The 14,148-nt window shown below is 72.2% G+C and carries 13 protein-coding genes and 10 pseudogenes; 17 read left to right on the forward strand and 6 right to left on the reverse strand.

What is annotated here, in order from left to right; translation table 11 throughout:
• Positions 1-311 precede the first annotated feature (311 nt).
• Both FF86_RS00260 and FF86_RS00265 read right to left on the reverse strand, forming a co-directional pair.
• Positions 312-608: a hypothetical protein gene (locus tag FF86_RS00260; protein ID WP_044883251.1), complete on the reverse strand. Its 297-nt coding sequence runs from the start codon at positions 606-608 to the stop codon at positions 312-314.
• A 114-nt stretch (positions 609-722) separates the two neighbouring features.
• The gene (locus FF86_RS00265) at positions 723-1,805 is read right to left on the reverse strand and encodes a Gfo/Idh/MocA family protein (RefSeq protein WP_044883250.1); all 1,083 of its coding nucleotides are present in this window, start codon (positions 1,803-1,805) and stop codon (positions 723-725) included.
• A gap of 424 nt (positions 1,806-2,229) precedes the next feature.
• Between FF86_RS00265 and FF86_RS00270 the strand changes: the two genes are divergently transcribed.
• Positions 2,230-3,510 (forward strand): TetR/AcrR family transcriptional regulator, encoded by a 1,281-nt coding sequence (locus FF86_RS00270; protein WP_242417971.1) that lies wholly within the window; start codon positions 2,230-2,232, stop codon positions 3,508-3,510.
• A gap of 64 nt (positions 3,511-3,574) precedes the next feature.
• Here FF86_RS00270 and FF86_RS00275 read toward each other — a convergent pair.
• Together FF86_RS00275 and FF86_RS64540 are read right to left on the reverse strand one after the other, a co-directional pair.
• A pseudogene (locus FF86_RS00275) lies at positions 3,575-4,091 on the reverse strand (TetR/AcrR family transcriptional regulator); the annotation flags it as partial.
• A gap of 1 nt (position 4,092) precedes the next feature.
• Positions 4,093-4,213 (reverse strand): annotated as a pseudogene (locus FF86_RS64540) (TetR/AcrR family transcriptional regulator); the annotation flags it as partial.
• 30 nt (positions 4,214-4,243) lie between these two features.
• Between FF86_RS64540 and FF86_RS64545 the strand changes: the two are divergent.
• From FF86_RS64545 to FF86_RS64550, 9 genes and pseudogenes are all read left to right on the forward strand, one after another.
• Positions 4,244-4,476: pseudogene (locus FF86_RS64545) on the forward strand (hypothetical protein); the annotation flags it as partial.
• A 1-nt stretch (position 4,477) separates the two neighbouring features.
• Positions 4,478-5,401 (forward strand): annotated as a pseudogene (locus tag FF86_RS00280) (phosphotransferase family protein); the annotation flags it as partial.
• Positions 5,402-5,403: 2 nt separating this feature from the next.
• A partial coding sequence (locus tag FF86_RS37200; protein ID WP_242417912.1) for an SDR family NAD(P)-dependent oxidoreductase occupies positions 5,404-5,861 on the forward strand: 458 nt, incomplete at its 3' end.
• A 1-nt stretch (position 5,862) separates the two neighbouring features.
• Positions 5,863-6,027, forward strand: a pseudogene (locus FF86_RS37205) (SDR family NAD(P)-dependent oxidoreductase); the annotation flags it as partial.
• A gap of 1 nt (position 6,028) precedes the next feature.
• A pseudogene (locus tag FF86_RS37210) lies at positions 6,029-6,165 on the forward strand (SDR family oxidoreductase); the annotation flags it as partial.
• Between the two features lie 69 nt (positions 6,166-6,234).
• Positions 6,235-6,455: pseudogene (locus tag FF86_RS37215) on the forward strand (acyl-CoA dehydrogenase); the annotation flags it as partial.
• A gap of 1 nt (position 6,456) precedes the next feature.
• Positions 6,457-7,331, forward strand: a pseudogene (locus FF86_RS00290) (acyl-CoA dehydrogenase family protein); the annotation flags it as partial.
• A gap of 1 nt (position 7,332) precedes the next feature.
• Positions 7,333-7,408: pseudogene (locus FF86_RS37220) on the forward strand (hypothetical protein); the annotation flags it as partial.
• Between the two features lies 1 nt (position 7,409).
• Positions 7,410-7,563, forward strand: a pseudogene (locus FF86_RS64550) (acyl-CoA dehydrogenase); the annotation flags it as partial.
• Between the two features lie 15 nt (positions 7,564-7,578).
• On the opposite strand, the gene FF86_RS00295 reads toward FF86_RS64550, so the two are convergent.
• Positions 7,579-8,256, reverse strand: a complete 678-nt coding sequence (locus FF86_RS00295) for a TetR/AcrR family transcriptional regulator (protein WP_082121609.1) — start codon at positions 8,254-8,256, stop codon at positions 7,579-7,581.
• Positions 8,257-8,270: 14 nt separating this feature from the next.
• Between FF86_RS00295 and FF86_RS37230 the strand changes: the two genes are divergently transcribed.
• The 3 genes from FF86_RS37230 to FF86_RS00310 all read left to right on the forward strand — a co-directional run.
• Positions 8,271-8,847: TetR/AcrR family transcriptional regulator (locus FF86_RS37230; protein ID WP_242417913.1), on the forward strand; the 577-nt coding region annotated here is incomplete at its 3' end.
• A gap of 498 nt (positions 8,848-9,345) precedes the next feature.
• Entirely contained in the window at positions 9,346-10,122 is a 777-nt protein-coding gene (gene uppS, locus FF86_RS00305) for a polyprenyl diphosphate synthase (RefSeq protein ID WP_044883245.1), read from the forward strand.
• A gap of 196 nt (positions 10,123-10,318) precedes the next feature.
• Positions 10,319-11,125 (forward strand): 3-keto-5-aminohexanoate cleavage protein, encoded by an 807-nt coding sequence (locus FF86_RS00310; protein ID WP_255355662.1) that lies wholly within the window; start codon positions 10,319-10,321, stop codon positions 11,123-11,125.
• Between the two features lie 21 nt (positions 11,126-11,146).
• Here the strand turns inward: FF86_RS00310 and FF86_RS00315 are convergent, their stop codons facing one another.
• Positions 11,147-11,851, reverse strand: coding sequence for a TetR/AcrR family transcriptional regulator (locus tag FF86_RS00315; protein WP_052680909.1), 705 nt, complete (start codon positions 11,849-11,851; stop codon positions 11,147-11,149).
• Between the two features lie 573 nt (positions 11,852-12,424).
• Between FF86_RS00315 and FF86_RS64555 the strand changes: the two genes are divergently transcribed.
• From FF86_RS64555 to mftC, 4 genes are all read left to right on the forward strand, one after another.
• Complete coding sequence (locus tag FF86_RS64555; RefSeq protein ID WP_082121608.1) at positions 12,425-12,682, forward strand: zinc ribbon domain-containing protein; 258 nt, start codon at positions 12,425-12,427, stop codon at positions 12,680-12,682.
• A gap of 359 nt (positions 12,683-13,041) precedes the next feature.
• Positions 13,042-13,152 carry a mycofactocin precursor MftA gene (gene mftA / locus FF86_RS00320; RefSeq protein WP_044883333.1) on the forward strand — a complete coding sequence of 37 codons (111 nt, stop codon included), beginning with the start codon at positions 13,042-13,044 and terminating at the stop codon, positions 13,150-13,152.
• A gap of 8 nt (positions 13,153-13,160) precedes the next feature.
• Positions 13,161-13,478: a mycofactocin biosynthesis chaperone MftB gene (gene mftB / locus FF86_RS00325; RefSeq protein WP_044883243.1), complete on the forward strand. Its 318-nt coding sequence runs from the start codon at positions 13,161-13,163 to the stop codon at positions 13,476-13,478.
• On the forward strand, positions 13,475-14,148 hold a 674-nt coding region (mftC, locus tag FF86_RS37235), incomplete at its 3' end, for a mycofactocin radical SAM maturase (RefSeq protein ID WP_242417914.1). The genes mftB and mftC, both read left to right, overlap by 4 nt.

Genomic DNA, 14,148 nt, shown 5'->3' on the forward strand with positions numbered 1-14,148 from the left:
GTGAACCCCCGTGGAAGCGGTCAGGGAAGGGAGGGGACAAGAGGGAAAGGGGCAAAATGGACAATTGGTGTACCATGGAGGTGGCTGGACAACGGTGCAGGCAGCCGGGGAACGGTGAAGGAAAAGGACATGCCCCGGCGCCGTGGGACGCCGGGGTTCGGGGTGGTACTCGGGACGGCGGGAACGATCAGGCGCGGGCCGCCGGCCCGGCGGTCGGGCACGCCGGCCGCCGACCGCCCACGCCTGGTGCCGCGCTCACCCGCCGGCCAGCGGCCCGCCGAGCGGCGGTGGCGGGCGGCGGTGGCGCGGACTCAGCTCTCGTAGCGGGGTGTGCCGCGGTAGCCGAAGAAACGTTCGAAGTTCTCGTCGTTGATCGGCCGCCGCGAGTTGCGCTCCAGGGCGTCGCGCAACGCCGCGAGCCGGGCACGCTCGCGCCCGACACGCTCGGCGTCCACCGGCTCGGCGCCCTCCAACTCGGTGACCAGGGTGTTCTGCGCTTCGATCTCCTCGGCGAGGCGTACCGCCACCTCGCTGTAGGTGAGCAGATCCTGGTCGTCCTCGTCCTCGCGTTGCGGGACGGCGGCGGGGTTGGTCCCTGCGTCGGTCATGCGTACACCGTCCTTTCTGCGGTCCTCGCAGGGGGCTGTGACCCCCCGCGTCGGCAATCCCACGTGTCGGCGGAGCTCCACCTCACGTCCGTCGATCGGCACGCCCGTCGATCGTCAGAGTTCGATGGGAACCCAGCCGGCGCCCTCGGACGACCGGTGCGCCGCGTCGATGATCTCCAGGCTCAGCAGCCCGTCGGTGAACGTGGGGACCGGGGTGGGCTGGCCGTCGAAGGCGGGCAGCCAGTCCTCGAGCATCAGCGCCATCGCCCGGCTGCCGTGCCCGGCCAGGCCCTCGGGCAGGTGCTGCGGGGCGGCGGGCTCGCGCTCGATCGGGGCCAGTGGCGCCAGCCCCTTCTCGCTCGCCGGACCCGCCTGGTAGGTGGTGTGGCGCAGGCTGCCGTCGGCGACGATGGTGCCCTCCCCGCCCAGCAGCTCGAGGCGGAAGTGGTCGACGTTCGCGCCGATCGTGGAGACGCTCAGGATCGCGATCGCGCCGGAGGCGAGCCGCAGCAGCACCGCGGAGGTGTCGTCCGCGGTCACGGCCAGTTCCCCGCCGTCGGGCAGCGCCCGCGTCGGCACCGAGCTGCGCACGTCGGCACACACCGCCACCGGCGGCCCCAACAGCGAGCAGACGAAGTCCAGGTCGTGGACGAGCATGCCGGCGAGGTAGCCGCCGCCCTGGGCGCGGTCGTACATCCAGGCGGCCTGCAGGGGCCGGCTCGGATGCCAGTAGGAGGCGCTGCGGCTGACCCGGGCCACGTGCGGGGTGCCGAGCAGCCCGGCCCGCACCTTGTCGGTGATCGCCAGCCACTCCGGGTTCCAGCGGTTCTCGAAGCAGCAGCCGGTCGGCCGGCCCGACGCCTGCGCCGCGGCGACCATCTCCCTGGCCTGCGCCGGATCGGCGGCCAGGGGCTTCTCGCACAGCACGGCCTTGCCCGCATCCAGCGCGGCGAGGGTGATCTCGTGGTGCAGCGCGGTCGGGGTCGCGACCGAGATCAGATCAAGGTCGTCGCGGCGTACGAACGAGCGCCAGTCGGTCGAGGTGTCGTCGATGCCCAGCCGGGCGGCGACCTTCCCGAGCCGCTCCGGCGTCCGCGCGCACAGCGCCACCGGCTCGTACCCCTGAGCCGCCCGGTAGGCCGGAGCCTGAACGATCGCCCCCCAGCCGACCCCCACGATGCCCACCCGCAGCGTCATCGGACCACCCGCGCTGTCATGTCGCCTCCCACGCGACGGACGCCCGCCGCCCTGCCGCATTGACGCATTGCCGAAACCAAAGGCTAATTGGTTAGACACTAGTGCGGGACTCCTCCGGCGGGCAACGCAGGCCCGGCAGCCGGCGCCGCAGGCTGGCCGGAGGCGACGACGCCGCCCCGATACCGTCACGAATCCGGCCTGAACGGTTGGCGGGAGGGCGGTATCGAGGCCCGCGTCTGAGCGGCGTCCTACACTTGCCTGCGGGAATGCCCTGTCGGGGCCGGTGGAGGAGTGGGAATGNGTGAGGGGGCGCCGGGTGGTGGTCGAACCCGAGCGTGAGCCGCTCCTGCCATCGCGGCGGCGGGATCCGTATCCGGTCAGTCCCGTGATCGGTCCGGAAGGCGAGCGGNCCTGTGCGGAGATCGTGGCGGCGGCCCGCGGACTGTTCGCCCGGCGCGGCTACCACGGCACCAGCATCCTGGCGATCACAGAGGCCACGGGCCGCTCGGACACCGCCTTCTACCAGTACTTCCAGAGCAAGATCGAGTTGTTCGCCCTCTTCTACGAGCAGCTCGGCCGGGACCTCGTCCGCCACTTCCGCGGCCAGCGGGTCATCGAGCCCGGACCGGCCGGGCTGACGGAGTTCCGCGCCTGGCTCGAGGGCCTCGACGACGTCCTGCGCCGGCACTCGCCCGTCTTCGCCGCCTGGCCGCTGGTCGCGGACGACGCCCTGATGCCAGAAGATCCCTCCGAGCAGTACCTGCACGTGCTCGCGGAGGAGATGCGGCCTCGGCTGGCGCTCGCCGGCACCGGTCCGGTGGACACCCGCGTCCTCGCGATCGCGATCATCAGTCTCATGCAGTGGACGCACGTCGTGCTCGATCCACGCCGCCCCGGCGTCCTGCCGCCCGAATCGTCCGTGCACGCCACGCTTGCGACGATCATCCACTCCTCGCTGTTCCCGCGGGAGGCCGGCGCCGTGGGCGCCGTGGGCGCCGACGGCGACCCGCCGCCCTGGCCGGACCTTCTCCTGGACAGCAGCACGGATCGCGCGGACCCGCTCGGCGCCTGGCGCGAGACGGCCCCGCTCGGCCTTCGTCGGCGGGTCACCCGGCGGGCCGAACCGACGATCCGGCGCATTCTCGCCGCCGCCAATCAGGCGTTCGAGCGAGGCGGGCTGGCCGGTACGAGCGTCGACGACATCACCGCCGAGGCCGGCGTCGCCCACGGCACGTTCTACCAGTACTGGGAGGACCGGTACGCGATCTTCGCGACGCTGGCCCACCAGGCGGCGGTCGACATCTGCACCCACCTCGACGACCTGCTGCGCGCCGAGGACGAGAGCGACATCCTGGCCTGGATCGACCGCTGGTTGGACGTGCTGCGACGGCGCGGCCCCACCCTGCACGTGTGGACGACCGAGGTGCTGCCGACCGCCCCGCTGCAGCGGCTGAGCCGTCAGCTTCGGACCCACCTCGACGCGGTCACCGCGCGGCTGCTGGCGCGGTGGGCGCCGGGACGATCGCTGGACCCGTCGGCGGCCGCCATCGTGCTGTGGGTCCTGCTGGGGGAGTTTCCCTACCACGCCTGGCAGCGCCATCCGGTCCTCGACCGCGACGACGTCCATCGCTCGCTCGCGCTCCTGCTCGTCGGTGGTCTGCTCGGCGCTCGCACACCCCTGTCCGCCGGCGGCCCGCCCCGCTGAGTGGGCGGGGTCAGGCCGGCCCGGCGACGGCCGTGCAGAACGTGACGAGATGGTCGCGTTCCANGGCGTCGGGCCCCGTGCCGGTGGCGACGTGGCGCTCGAGCGCGCCGAGGACCACGTCCAGGATGGCCCGTGCGTCCAGCTCCGGGTGAGGGCGTCCGGCCGCGGCCAGGGGCGTGACCAGCAGGTCGCCGAGCTGGTTGTCGAGGGTCGACCGCCCCGGTTCGGGGCCGCCCGAGCCCAGCGTGAGCCGGCTGATCGCGATGCTCTGCGTGGCGACCTCGGGGCTGGTGAGCTGACTGAGCAGCCCCTGGACCCAGGCGGCGACCTGATCGGCGGGGCTGGTCTCCTTGGCCATCTGGTGGCCCAGGTAGGAACGGACCCGCAGGACGCCGCGCTCCATCACGGCGTGCAGCAGTTCGCTCTTGCCCGCGAAGTAGCGGTAGAAGGTCTGGTTGGAGGTGCCGGCTTCGGCGACGATGTCGCTCACCCGCGGCTCCGCCGGGGCGACCCGGACCGCCACCCGCAGGGCGGCGTCGAGGATCTGCTCGAGCTCGTCGAGGGCGTCGCGCTGGTGGCGGNGCAGTGCTCGATCGACTGCGGCGCGTACGGACGCGGGCGCTGCGTCCCACTCCAGTCGGGTCGACTCCATGGATGCCAGTGTGCCGTGCGTGGCGGGCGAAGCGGGGCCGGATCCGGCCATGTCGCAGAATCTGGTTCTGAGATGGACAGAATGCTATTCTGCCCAACGTCCCGCTCCCGTCGACGAGGAGGTCCGGATGGGGAACCCGATCCAGCCCGCCAACCCGCGCCAGCCTGCCGCACTGAGCCGGTGCCCGCGGTGAGCGCGGGTGCGGCGGCACAGGGCGTGGCGCTCGATGTCGCCCGGCTGGCCCGCTGGCTCGACGCCGAGCAGGTGCCCGGGGCGGGCGAGCTGCCCGTCGTCGAGCGGCTCACCGGTGGTTCNCAGAACGAGCTGTACTCGCTGACCCGCGGCGGCGAGCGCACGGTGCTGCGGATGCCCCCGGCGGCCGCGAGCGCGTCCCGCGTCGACGGGCTGCGCAGGGAGCTGCGACTGCTGCGCGCGCTGCGCGGAACCGACGTGCCCCACGCCGAGCTCGTCGCCGGTGACCCCACCGGCGAGGTGCTGGGAATGCCGTTCTACGTCATGCGCGCCATCGACGGCTGGAGCCCGACCGCGACCTGGCCGGCCCCGTTCGACACCGACCCGGCCGCCCGTCGCGGGCTGGCGTTCGAGCTCGTCGACGGCATCGCGAAGCTGTCCCGGGTCGACTGGCGGGCCCGCGGGCTGGAGGGGTTCGGCCGCCCGGAGAACTTCCACGAACGCCAGGTCGACCGCTGGCTGACGTTCCTCGGCGCCTACCGCTTCCGCGAGCTGCCCGGCCTCGACTCCGCGGCGGACTGGCTGCGGGCGAACCGGCCGGCCACCTTCGAACCCGGGATCATGCACGGCGACTACCAGTTCGCCAACGTGATGTTCCAGCACGGCGCCCCGGCCCGGCTCGCCGCCATCATCGACTGGGAGATGACGACGGTCGGCGACCCGCTGCTCGACCTCGGCTGGGCGCTGCTCGGCTGGGACGGGGAGCAACCGCGCACCGAGGGCTTCTACCTCGACGTCTCCGGCATGCCGCGCCGGGCCGAACTGCTGGAACACTACGAGCGGGTGAGCGGACGCTCGACCGCGGACATCGACTACTACCTGGTGCTGGCCAACTGGAAGCTCGGCGTGGTGCTGGAGAAGAGCTACGCGGCCTTCAGCAGCGGCGGGACGGTCGACCCCAAGGTCGAGACGTTCGGGCCGCTGGTGCTGCAGCTGCTGGCCACCGCCGCCGACCTCGCCCGCTCGCTGCCGGCCCGGAGAGGCTGACCATGGGATACGCGGACACCCTGTTCGACCTGACCGACCGCGTCGTGCTCATCACCGGCGGCAGCCGCGGGCTCGGCCGGGAGATGGCCTTCGGCGCGGCGCGCTGCGGCGCCGACGTTGTCATCGCCAGCCGCGACCTCGACTCCTGCACGGCCACCGCCGCCGAGATCGAGGCCGAGACCGGCCGCACGGCCCTGCCGTACGCGGTGCACGTCGGACGCTGGGACGAGCTGCCCGGCCTCGTCGACGCCGCCTACGAGCGGTTCGGCAAGGTCGACGCACTGATCAACAACGCCGGGATGTCGCCGTTGTACGACACCCTCGGTGACGTCAACGAGAAGCTGTTCGACGCGGTCGTCAACCTGAACCTCAAGGGTCCCTTCCGACTGTCGGTGCTCGTCGGCGAACGGATGGTGGCCGCGGGCCGCGGTTCCATCGTCAACGTCAGCTCCACCGGCTCNATCCGCCCGACGCCGGCGATCCTGCCGTACGCCGCGGCCAAGGCCGGCCTCAACGCGCTCACCGAGGGCCTCGCGCTCGGCCTCGGCCCGCACGTGCGCGTCAACACTCTCATGTCCGGCCCGTTCTACACCGACGTCAGCAAGCACTGGGACCTCGACGCCGTCNCCGAGGCGGCCAGGTCACACGCGCTGCAGCGCGCCGGTGACCCGCGCGAGATCGTCGGTTCCGCGCTGTACCTGATCTCGGATGCGTCCAGCTACACCTCCGCCGCGACCCTGCGGGTCGACGGCGGCATCCCCTGAGCCGACACCATCCCCTGAGTCGACACCGATCCTGAGCCGACACCGGCCCGAGTGCTGGGAGGAAAAGCCATGGCATGGGACTTCTCGACCGATGCCGAGTTCGAGGCCAAGCTCGACTGGGTCCGGGCGTTCGTGCGCGAGGAAGTGGCACCGCTCGACGTGCTGTTCCCGGGCTGCGAGTACCTGCCCCTCGACGACGAGCGACGCGCGATCGTCGACCCGCTCAAGCAGCGGGTGCGCGACGAGGGCTTGTGGGCCCCGCATCTGGGCCCGGAGCTCGGCGGGCAGGGNTTCGGCGCGGTGAAGCTGACCCTGCTCAACGAGATCCTTGGCCGCACGGACTGGGGGCCGATCGTCTTCGGCACCCAGGCGCCCGACACCGGCAACGCCGAGATCATCGCCCGGTTCGGCACCCCGGAGCAGAAGGAGCGCTACCTGGCGCCCCTGCTGGCCGGTGAGATCTTCTCCTGTTTCTCCATGACGGAGCCGCAGGGGGGCGCCGACCCGCGGGTGTTCACCACCCGGGCGCGACGCGAGGGCGACGAGTGGGTGATCGACGGCCGCAAGTACTGGTCGTCCAACGCCGCGGTGGCCTCGTTCCTCATCATCGTCGCGATCACCAATCCCGACGTCCCCGTGCACCACGGTGCGTCGACGTTCCTCGTCCCGCGCGACACCCCGGGCGTGGTGATCGAGGACAGCCACCACGTGTTCGGCGCGCACCACCACGAGCCGGGCCACTCCCTCGTCCGCTACGAGGGGGTGCGGGTGCCGGCGGACGCGCTGCTCGGCCACGAGGGGCGCGGCTTCGAGGTGGCCCAGTCCCGGCTGGCCGGCGGCCGGCTGCACCACGCCATGCGCGCCATCGGCGTCGCCCAGCGGGCCATCGACATGATGGGACAGCGGGCCCGCAGCCGGTTCACCCAGGGCAGCTCGCTGGCCGACAAGCAGTTCGTGCAGGGGTTCATCGCCGACTCCTACACCGAGCTGATGCCGTTCCGGCTCGCCGTGCTGCACGCCGCCTGGCTCATCGACACCCAGGGGGAGCACGCCGCCCGTACCGACATCGCGGCCCTGAAGGTGCTCACCCCGAAGGTCATCCAGTCCATCGTGCTGCGGGCGATCCAGGTCCACGGCGGGCTCGGCATCACCGAGCAGCTTCCCCTNGTCGACATGTTCACCACGGGACTCGCCCTCGGCCTCGCCGACGGGCCCACCGAGGCGCACAAGGTCAACCTCGCCCNCCAGCTCCTGCGGCACTACGAGGCCGACGACCCGGCGTGGCCCGAGGAGTTCCTCGGCCGTCGCCTCGCCGCGGCCCGGGAGAAGTACGGCGATCTCGTCGCCACCGTCCCGTCGGTGCCCGCCGGGCCGCCGGTGGTGCAGCCAGGGGTGTGACGGCGCCCGCGGGGCTCAGGCCTCGAGCACCGCGGTGATGAACCCGCCGATGGTGGTGACGACGTCGGCGTCGTCGACCGGCAGGTGCTGGGCGTGGCAGTGGTACCAGGTGCGGTCCATCATCGACTGCACCGCCAGGCCCAGCGCCTCGGGTGCGTCGGTGGGGGTGCGCTGGCGACCCCGCAGGTGCACCCCGAGCAGCCAGGCCACCCGCATCTGCATCTTGTTGCTCGCCGCGCCGACGCTCTCGTCGGCCGGGCCGGACTGCGCCGAGAGAATGAACGCGCCGTGCTGGTCCATGAACGCGAAGTACTTCCACACCCAGGCCACGACGTCGGCCTGGGTGCAGGGCCGCGGGATGGTCTCCCACTCGGCGATGACCTGGAGGAGTTCCTGAAAGGTGGCCTGGCCCAGGGTGTCGAAGATTTCCCGCTTGTCGCGGAAGTAGGTGTAGAAGCCGGCGCGGGAGATGCCGCAGGCGTCGGTGATGTTGTTGATGCGGGTGCCGGCGTACCCGCGTTCCAGGAAGAGCTTCTTGGAGGCGTCGAGGATCGCGTTGCGGGTGCGCGCCGCGCGCCAGCCCAACCGGCCGGCCGCGGTCTCGACGCCGGCCGGCTCGACCTGCGGGATCCGGGGATCGCCGTCGGGGGCCGTGCCCTCGTCGACGATCTCCGCGGAGGTTGAGTCGCCCATGGTCGATCCAGTGTATGGAGTGCCGGCCGCGCAACTGTGACGGACGCGTCAGAGGTTGCTCACACACGCGGGTCGCCCCCACACGCGGGTTGCTCACACACGCGGGTCGCCCCCACACGCGGGTCGCCCCCACACGCGGGCTGGTAAGGCACGCGCTCGGGCGCGCCTGGCCGGCGATCAGCGAGTCCGGTGCTCCCGTATCATCCACCCGGAGCGCCGCAGCGCCGCCGAACCGTCGGTGCCGTCGTGCGTTGGCCGACGCGGGCACCCGGTCGGGACGAGCGCGAAGGGGTGTGTCGGCGGGATGGGCCCCAGTGGCTGAGACGTCGCTGCGGCTTGCCGCCGACGACCCGGACCGCGCCGAGCGGGAGCGTCGGGCGATCATCCGCGCCGCGCACCGGCTGATCGGCCGGGAGGGGCGCGCGACGACGCCGCTGGAGGACATCCTGCGCGGCGCCGGGGTGAACAGGCGCACCTTCTACCGGCACTTCCCGTCCAAGGACGCGCTGATCCTGACCATGCAGCGGGAGGCCGCCGCCGGGGTGCGCGACAGCCTGCGCGCGGTGGTGCGCCAGGCCGGCGACGCCCGGGNCGCCGTCGTGGCATGGATCGAGGAGCTGCTCGCGATCGGCTGGGACGAACGCGCCAGCCGGGACGGGCGGACGTTCATGACCCCGGAGGTCGGTCTCGTCGTCGGCATCGCCGAGGCCCTGGAGGACATCTACGCCGAGCACCGGGGCATCCTCGCGGAGGTCCTCGCCGCCGGGCGCACCGACGGCAGCCTGCCCGCCGCGGAGCCGGAGTGGGACGCCCTCGCGATCCACGCCGTCGTCGTGCGCTACCTGGAGATGCGGGCGCGCGGGCGGCTGGACCGGCCCTTCGCCGCGGTGGTGGACGACGTCGTACGCAGGTTCCTCCCGGCGGCGCCCGGGACGCGGGGCTGACCGGCACGCAGGGCTGATCACCCCCAGGTCACGGGCCCGCCCCAAACGATGGTCACCTTGGACGGGTATCGTCACCATCCCGGTCGGTACCAGCCGGGAGTCGACCCGTGCCGAGCGCGGGCGTCGGCTGTAGGGGAAGGTAACGATGACACCGGGTCCTCTTCTCTACGCGCTCTACACCCGGCGGCTGCGCCGGCAGGTCATGGCCGGCCCGCTGCCGGCCCACGTCGGGCTGGTCATGGACGGCAACCGCCGCTGGGCCCGCGAGATGGGCCTGGCCAACCCCAGCCTGGGCCACCGCTACGGCGCCGAGCATGCCGAGGACGTGCTGTCCTGGTGCGAGGCCGTCGGCATCCGCCACGTCACCGTGTTCGTCTGCTCGACCGAGAACCTGCAGCGCCGCGGCGACGCCGAGGTCGCCTTCCTCATGCAGGTCATCGAGCAGGTGGTCAGTGACCGGCTCGCCCGGCCCGACGCCCGCTGGCAGGTCCACCTCGCGGGCATGCTCGACGCGCTGCCCGACAGCACCGCGCGAGTGCTCAAGGACGCGGTCGAGACGACCCGTGCCTGCACGACCGGCTTCCACGTCACCCTCGCCGTCGGCTACGGCGGGCGGCAGGAGGTCATCGAGGCGCTGCGTGAGCACCTGTACGAACGCGCCGAGGCCGGTGACTCCCTCGCCGACGCCGCCGCCTCGCTGACCATGGACGACATCGCCCGCCACCTCTACACCGCCGGGCAGCCCGACCCGGACCTGGTGATCCGGACCTCCGGCGAGCAGCGGATGTCGAACTTCCTGCTCTGGCAGAGCGCCTACTCGGAGCTGTACTTCTGCGAGGCCTACTGGCCCGCGTTCCGCGAGATCGACTTCCTGCGCGCCCTGCGCAGCTTCGCCGCCCGCGGGCGCCGGCACGGCGCCTGAGCCGACCGGCCGTGCCGGCGGTCGGCCGCGGCGAGCCGGGTATGGCAGAAACTGCCAGACGCTGCTAGCGTCACCATCCTTCGCGAACCGAAGGAGTGCAGCCATGAGTCCTGTACCCCGTCCGGATCCGGTCGTCATCGAGGCGGCAATCTCCCCGCTGCGCGACGGGCGACAGCTTCAGACCACCGAGGAACTNATCGCCCAGGCTCGGGAGTCCCTGGCCGCCGGGGCCGGCATCATCCACCATCACCACAACTTCCGCCTGGCCCGCGACGAGGCCGTCGCCCAGGTCCTGCGCATTCAGCGCGAGGTGCTCGACACCTACCCGGACGCCTTCCTCTACAACGACTACCTGCGCGGCGAGAAGGTCATGGCGGAGAAGAACGCCCATCTCCAGCCGCTGGCCGACGCCGGCCTGCTCACCATGGCGGCGCTGGACCCGGGGCTGACGCAGTTCGCCGTGCTCGACGACGACGGCCTGCCGTCGCGCCACCGGCAGGCCGGGGCCGACTACGCGTCCGCGCACGAGGTCGTCGCGTTCGCCCGCCGCACCGGCGCCGCGCTGAGCATCGGCATCTACGACCCGAGCAACCTGCGCTGGACCCTCGCCTACGCGGCCAGGGGCATGTTCCCGGCCGGCTCCGTCATCAAGCTGTACTTCGGCGGCCGGTACCTGATCAACGGCGCGCCCACCGCCGGGTTCGGACTGCCCCCCACCCGGCAGTCCCTCGACATGTACCTGTCGATGATGGACGGATGCGCACTGCCGTGGGTCGTCAGCATCCAGGGCGGCGTGCTGCTCGACTCCGAGCTGGCCCGCTACGCCCTGGAACGCGGCGGTCATCTCCGGGTCGGCATCGAGGACATGGCCGCCCTCAACGCCATGACCAACCGCGAGACTGTCGAGGCCGCGACCGCGCTCGCCGCCGACGTCGGTCGTCCCGTGGCGACCGGCGCCGCGGCGAAGGCCGTCCTGCGGGGCGAGCGGGCCGTGGCGGCCTGACCGCCCGGCCGCCCAGTGCTCTCAGCGCGGTCGCGGGTCGGGGGCGGTGAACAGGGTGGGCCCCAGCATCGCCAGGGCGGCGGCGAACAACTCGGCGGGCGCCTCGCCGCCGCCCGCCTCGCCGCCGCCCGCCTCGCCGCCGCCCGCCTCGCCATCGCCCGCCTCGCCATCGCCCGCCTCGCCGTACTCCACCGTCGACAGCCGCGCGGCGGCCGAGACCACCGCACCGGCCAGCGCGGCCTGGTGGGAGCGCGGGTCGATGCCCAGCCGCGCCGCGATGGCACCCGCCCACAACCGCTCGCTGTCGGCCATGATCTGAAACCACTGGGCCCGGAAGCCCTCCGACTCCCGCAGAATCCGGTACAGCTTCCGAAGCTGTTCCACGTGGGTGGCCGCCCAGGAACCGGCCCAGACGCGCACCAGCGAGGTCGGTAGCGGTTCGTCGGGCGGCCGCCCGGCCAGCTCGGCGGCGATCCGCTCGGCTCCCGCTGCCAGGAAGGGCCGCACGACGTCCTCCTTGCGCGGGAAGTAACGGTAGAAGGAACGCTCCGAGACGCCCGCGTGCGAGGCGAGCTCGCGGATGGTGAAGGCGTTCGTGCCGCGCTCGATGAAGAGCTCGACGATGGCCCGGGAGGCGGCCAGCATCGCCTGTTCCTTCGCCTCGACCACCTCACGGGCCGTTCGGGCCGGCATCCGCGCATCGGCGCTGGTGTGTTGCCGGCTCATCCGCCCACCTCATCGTCGTCGTCGTAGTTCGGGGTCGTCGTAGTTCGGGGTCGTCCTCGCCCGATGCGCGGCGACGCTGCCTGGTAGGCAGCGACGGTAACAAGCCGCGCCGCAGGCCAGGACGGGCCGCGGCCCGCGGCGGCGGACTGTGCGACGTTCGAGCCGTTGACAGGCCTCCGGGGCCCGTGGCTGTCTCTGCCAGGCTTCGCGGTGAGAGGGCTTCCGCCTTCAGCCGGGAGGTGAATCGCCGTGTATTCGGGTGGAATTACAGCCGTGCCCCGGTCGGTTCATGTCGCCCGTCTGTACCCGGATTCGGGTCAGGCAGGGAAACTGGACGGGCAGGGAAACTGGACGGGCAGGGTCATGCGGCGCGGGGGTGGTGGAATCTACTGCACGCATGGCACACGACGTGCCGGGAGCATCGCCGTCCCATGCTCGCCATGGCCGAGGTCGATCGGNAGATGAGGGAAGCGCGGAGGAATCCACCGGAAGGCTTCGCGTGGCTTTCCGCGCTGCCCGTGCAGGCAGGCCAGCAGGTGTTGAAGCGGCATCAGACCGCGTGGAAACGCTGCTATGCGGGGTTGGCCCGTCCGCCGCGTTCAGGTCCCGGCGCCGTACACGTCGCAGCGCTGTCACGTCTGTGGGGTCGTCGACCGGGTGTCCCGCCCCGACCAGGAAACATTCCTGTGCACGTCGTGTGGCTGGTCGGGGAACGCGGATACCACCAACGCAAGTCCGAACATCAGGGCGGCTGGACTGTCGTCCATGGACGTGGAGATCTCCGGGTTGCCGGGGACGGTGAAGCGTCAACCACCCGGGAAGGTGGCATGACCGCCACCGGGAATCCCCCTCGTGTACGAGGGGGAGGAAGTCAAGAGCAGATTCTGCGCGACGTGGCGCACACCGTCGCCCCGGCCCTCGGCCGGCGCCCCGCGTCGCCCCCGCCGGCCTGACGGTCCCGTTGCCCTGACCGGCCCCCCACCTGCCCGACCGGCCCCAGCTACCCGACCCACCTGACCTACCCGACCTACCTGACCTACCTGACCTACCCGACCTACCTGACCTGCCTGACCTGCCCGTTCCGCTCCGACATCTTCCCTTTGGCACTCGGTGCCATTACAGTCGTCTCCGCGGCGGGACCATGCGACACCGGTTCCGGACCCGGTCAGCTCTCACGATGAGGAGTGCTCATGGAGGAGTCAGTGCAGGTCGACCAGGCCGTCGAGGCGCCCGCGGAGCCGGTCGTGGCGGACCTGCTCGTCGAGGAGGTCTCCATCGACGGCATGTGCGGCGTCTACTGAGCGCCGACGTGACGGATGAGCGCGGCGCGGCCGGCCTCTCGCCGGCCGCCGCCGCGTTCGACCTGGACCGGGCCTGGCGCCTGCATCCCCAGGTGTCCGTGCGGCCGGAGTCGTTCGGGGCGCTGCTCTACCACTTCGGCACCCGCAAGCTGTCGTTCCTCAAGGAGCCGGGGCTGCTCGCGCTGGTGGAGGCCCTGCCGGCGCATACCAGCGCGCGGGCCGCGGCGGCCGCCGTCGGGCTGCCCACCGCGGATCTCGGCCGCTACCAGCGGGCGCTGGCGACCCTCGCCGCGTCCTCCATGATCGTCGAGGGGAGCACCCCGTGACCACCGCCGCCCCGGCGCGTCTCGTCGACCACTTCGCCCGCGGACTTGCCGCCCCCATCTGTCTGACGTGGGAGCTCACCTACGCCTGCAACCTGGCCTGCCGGCACTGCCTGTCCAGCTCCGGACGGCGCGACCCCCGCGAGCTGACGACCGCCGAGTGCCGCGCGGTCATCGACGAGCTGGAGCGCATGCAGGTCTTCTACGTCAACATCGGCGGCGGTGAACCGACCGTGCGCGCCGACTTCTGGGAGCTGGTCGACTACGCCACCGCCCACCACGTCGGCGTGAAGTTCTCCACCAACGGTGTGCGGATCACTCCCGAGGTCGCCACCCGGCTCGCCGCCAGCGACTACGTCGACGTGCAGATCTCCCTCGACGGCGCGACCGCCGAGGTCAACGACGCGGTGCGCGGCCCCGGCTCGTACGACACCGCGGTGCGCGCGATGGCGAACCTGGCCGAGGCGGGTTTCCGCGGGTTCAAGCTGTCCGTCGTCGTCACCCGCCAGAACGTCGGCCAGCTCGACGCCTTCGCCGCGCTGGCGGACCGCTACGGCGCCCAGCTCCGGCTGACCCGGCTGCGTCCGTCCGGGCGCGGCGCCGACGTGTGGGACGAGCTGCACCCGACCGCCGCCCAGCAGCGCGAGCTCTACGACTGGCTCGTCGCCGCCGG

It is taken from the genome of Frankia sp. CpI1-P, assembly GCF_001421075.1.
Taxonomy (GTDB): domain Bacteria; phylum Actinomycetota; class Actinomycetes; order Frankiales; family Frankiaceae; genus Frankia; species Frankia torreyi.

Coding starts and splice junctions, on each gene's coding strand:
- FF86_RS00260 (WP_044883251.1), bottom strand. CDS start 608: ATGACCGACGCAGGGACCAACCCCGCCGCCGTCCCGCAACGCGAGGAC.
- FF86_RS00265 (WP_044883250.1), bottom strand. CDS start 1,805: ATGACGCTGCGGGTGGGCATCGTGGGGGTCGGCTGGGGGGCGATCGTT.
- FF86_RS00295 (WP_082121609.1), bottom strand. CDS start 8,256: ATGGGCGACTCAACCTCCGCGGAGATCGTCGACGAGGGCACGGCCCCC.
- uppS (WP_044883245.1), top strand. CDS start 9,346: ATGACACCGGGTCCTCTTCTCTACGCGCTCTACACCCGGCGGCTGCGC.
- FF86_RS00315 (WP_052680909.1), bottom strand. CDS start 11,851: ATGAGCCGGCAACACACCAGCGCCGATGCGCGGATGCCGGCCCGAACG.
- FF86_RS64555 (WP_082121608.1), top strand. CDS start 12,425: ATGCGGGGTTGGCCCGTCCGCCGCGTTCAGGTCCCGGCGCCGTACACG.
- mftA (WP_044883333.1), top strand. CDS start 13,042: ATGGAGGAGTCAGTGCAGGTCGACCAGGCCGTCGAGGCGCCCGCGGAG.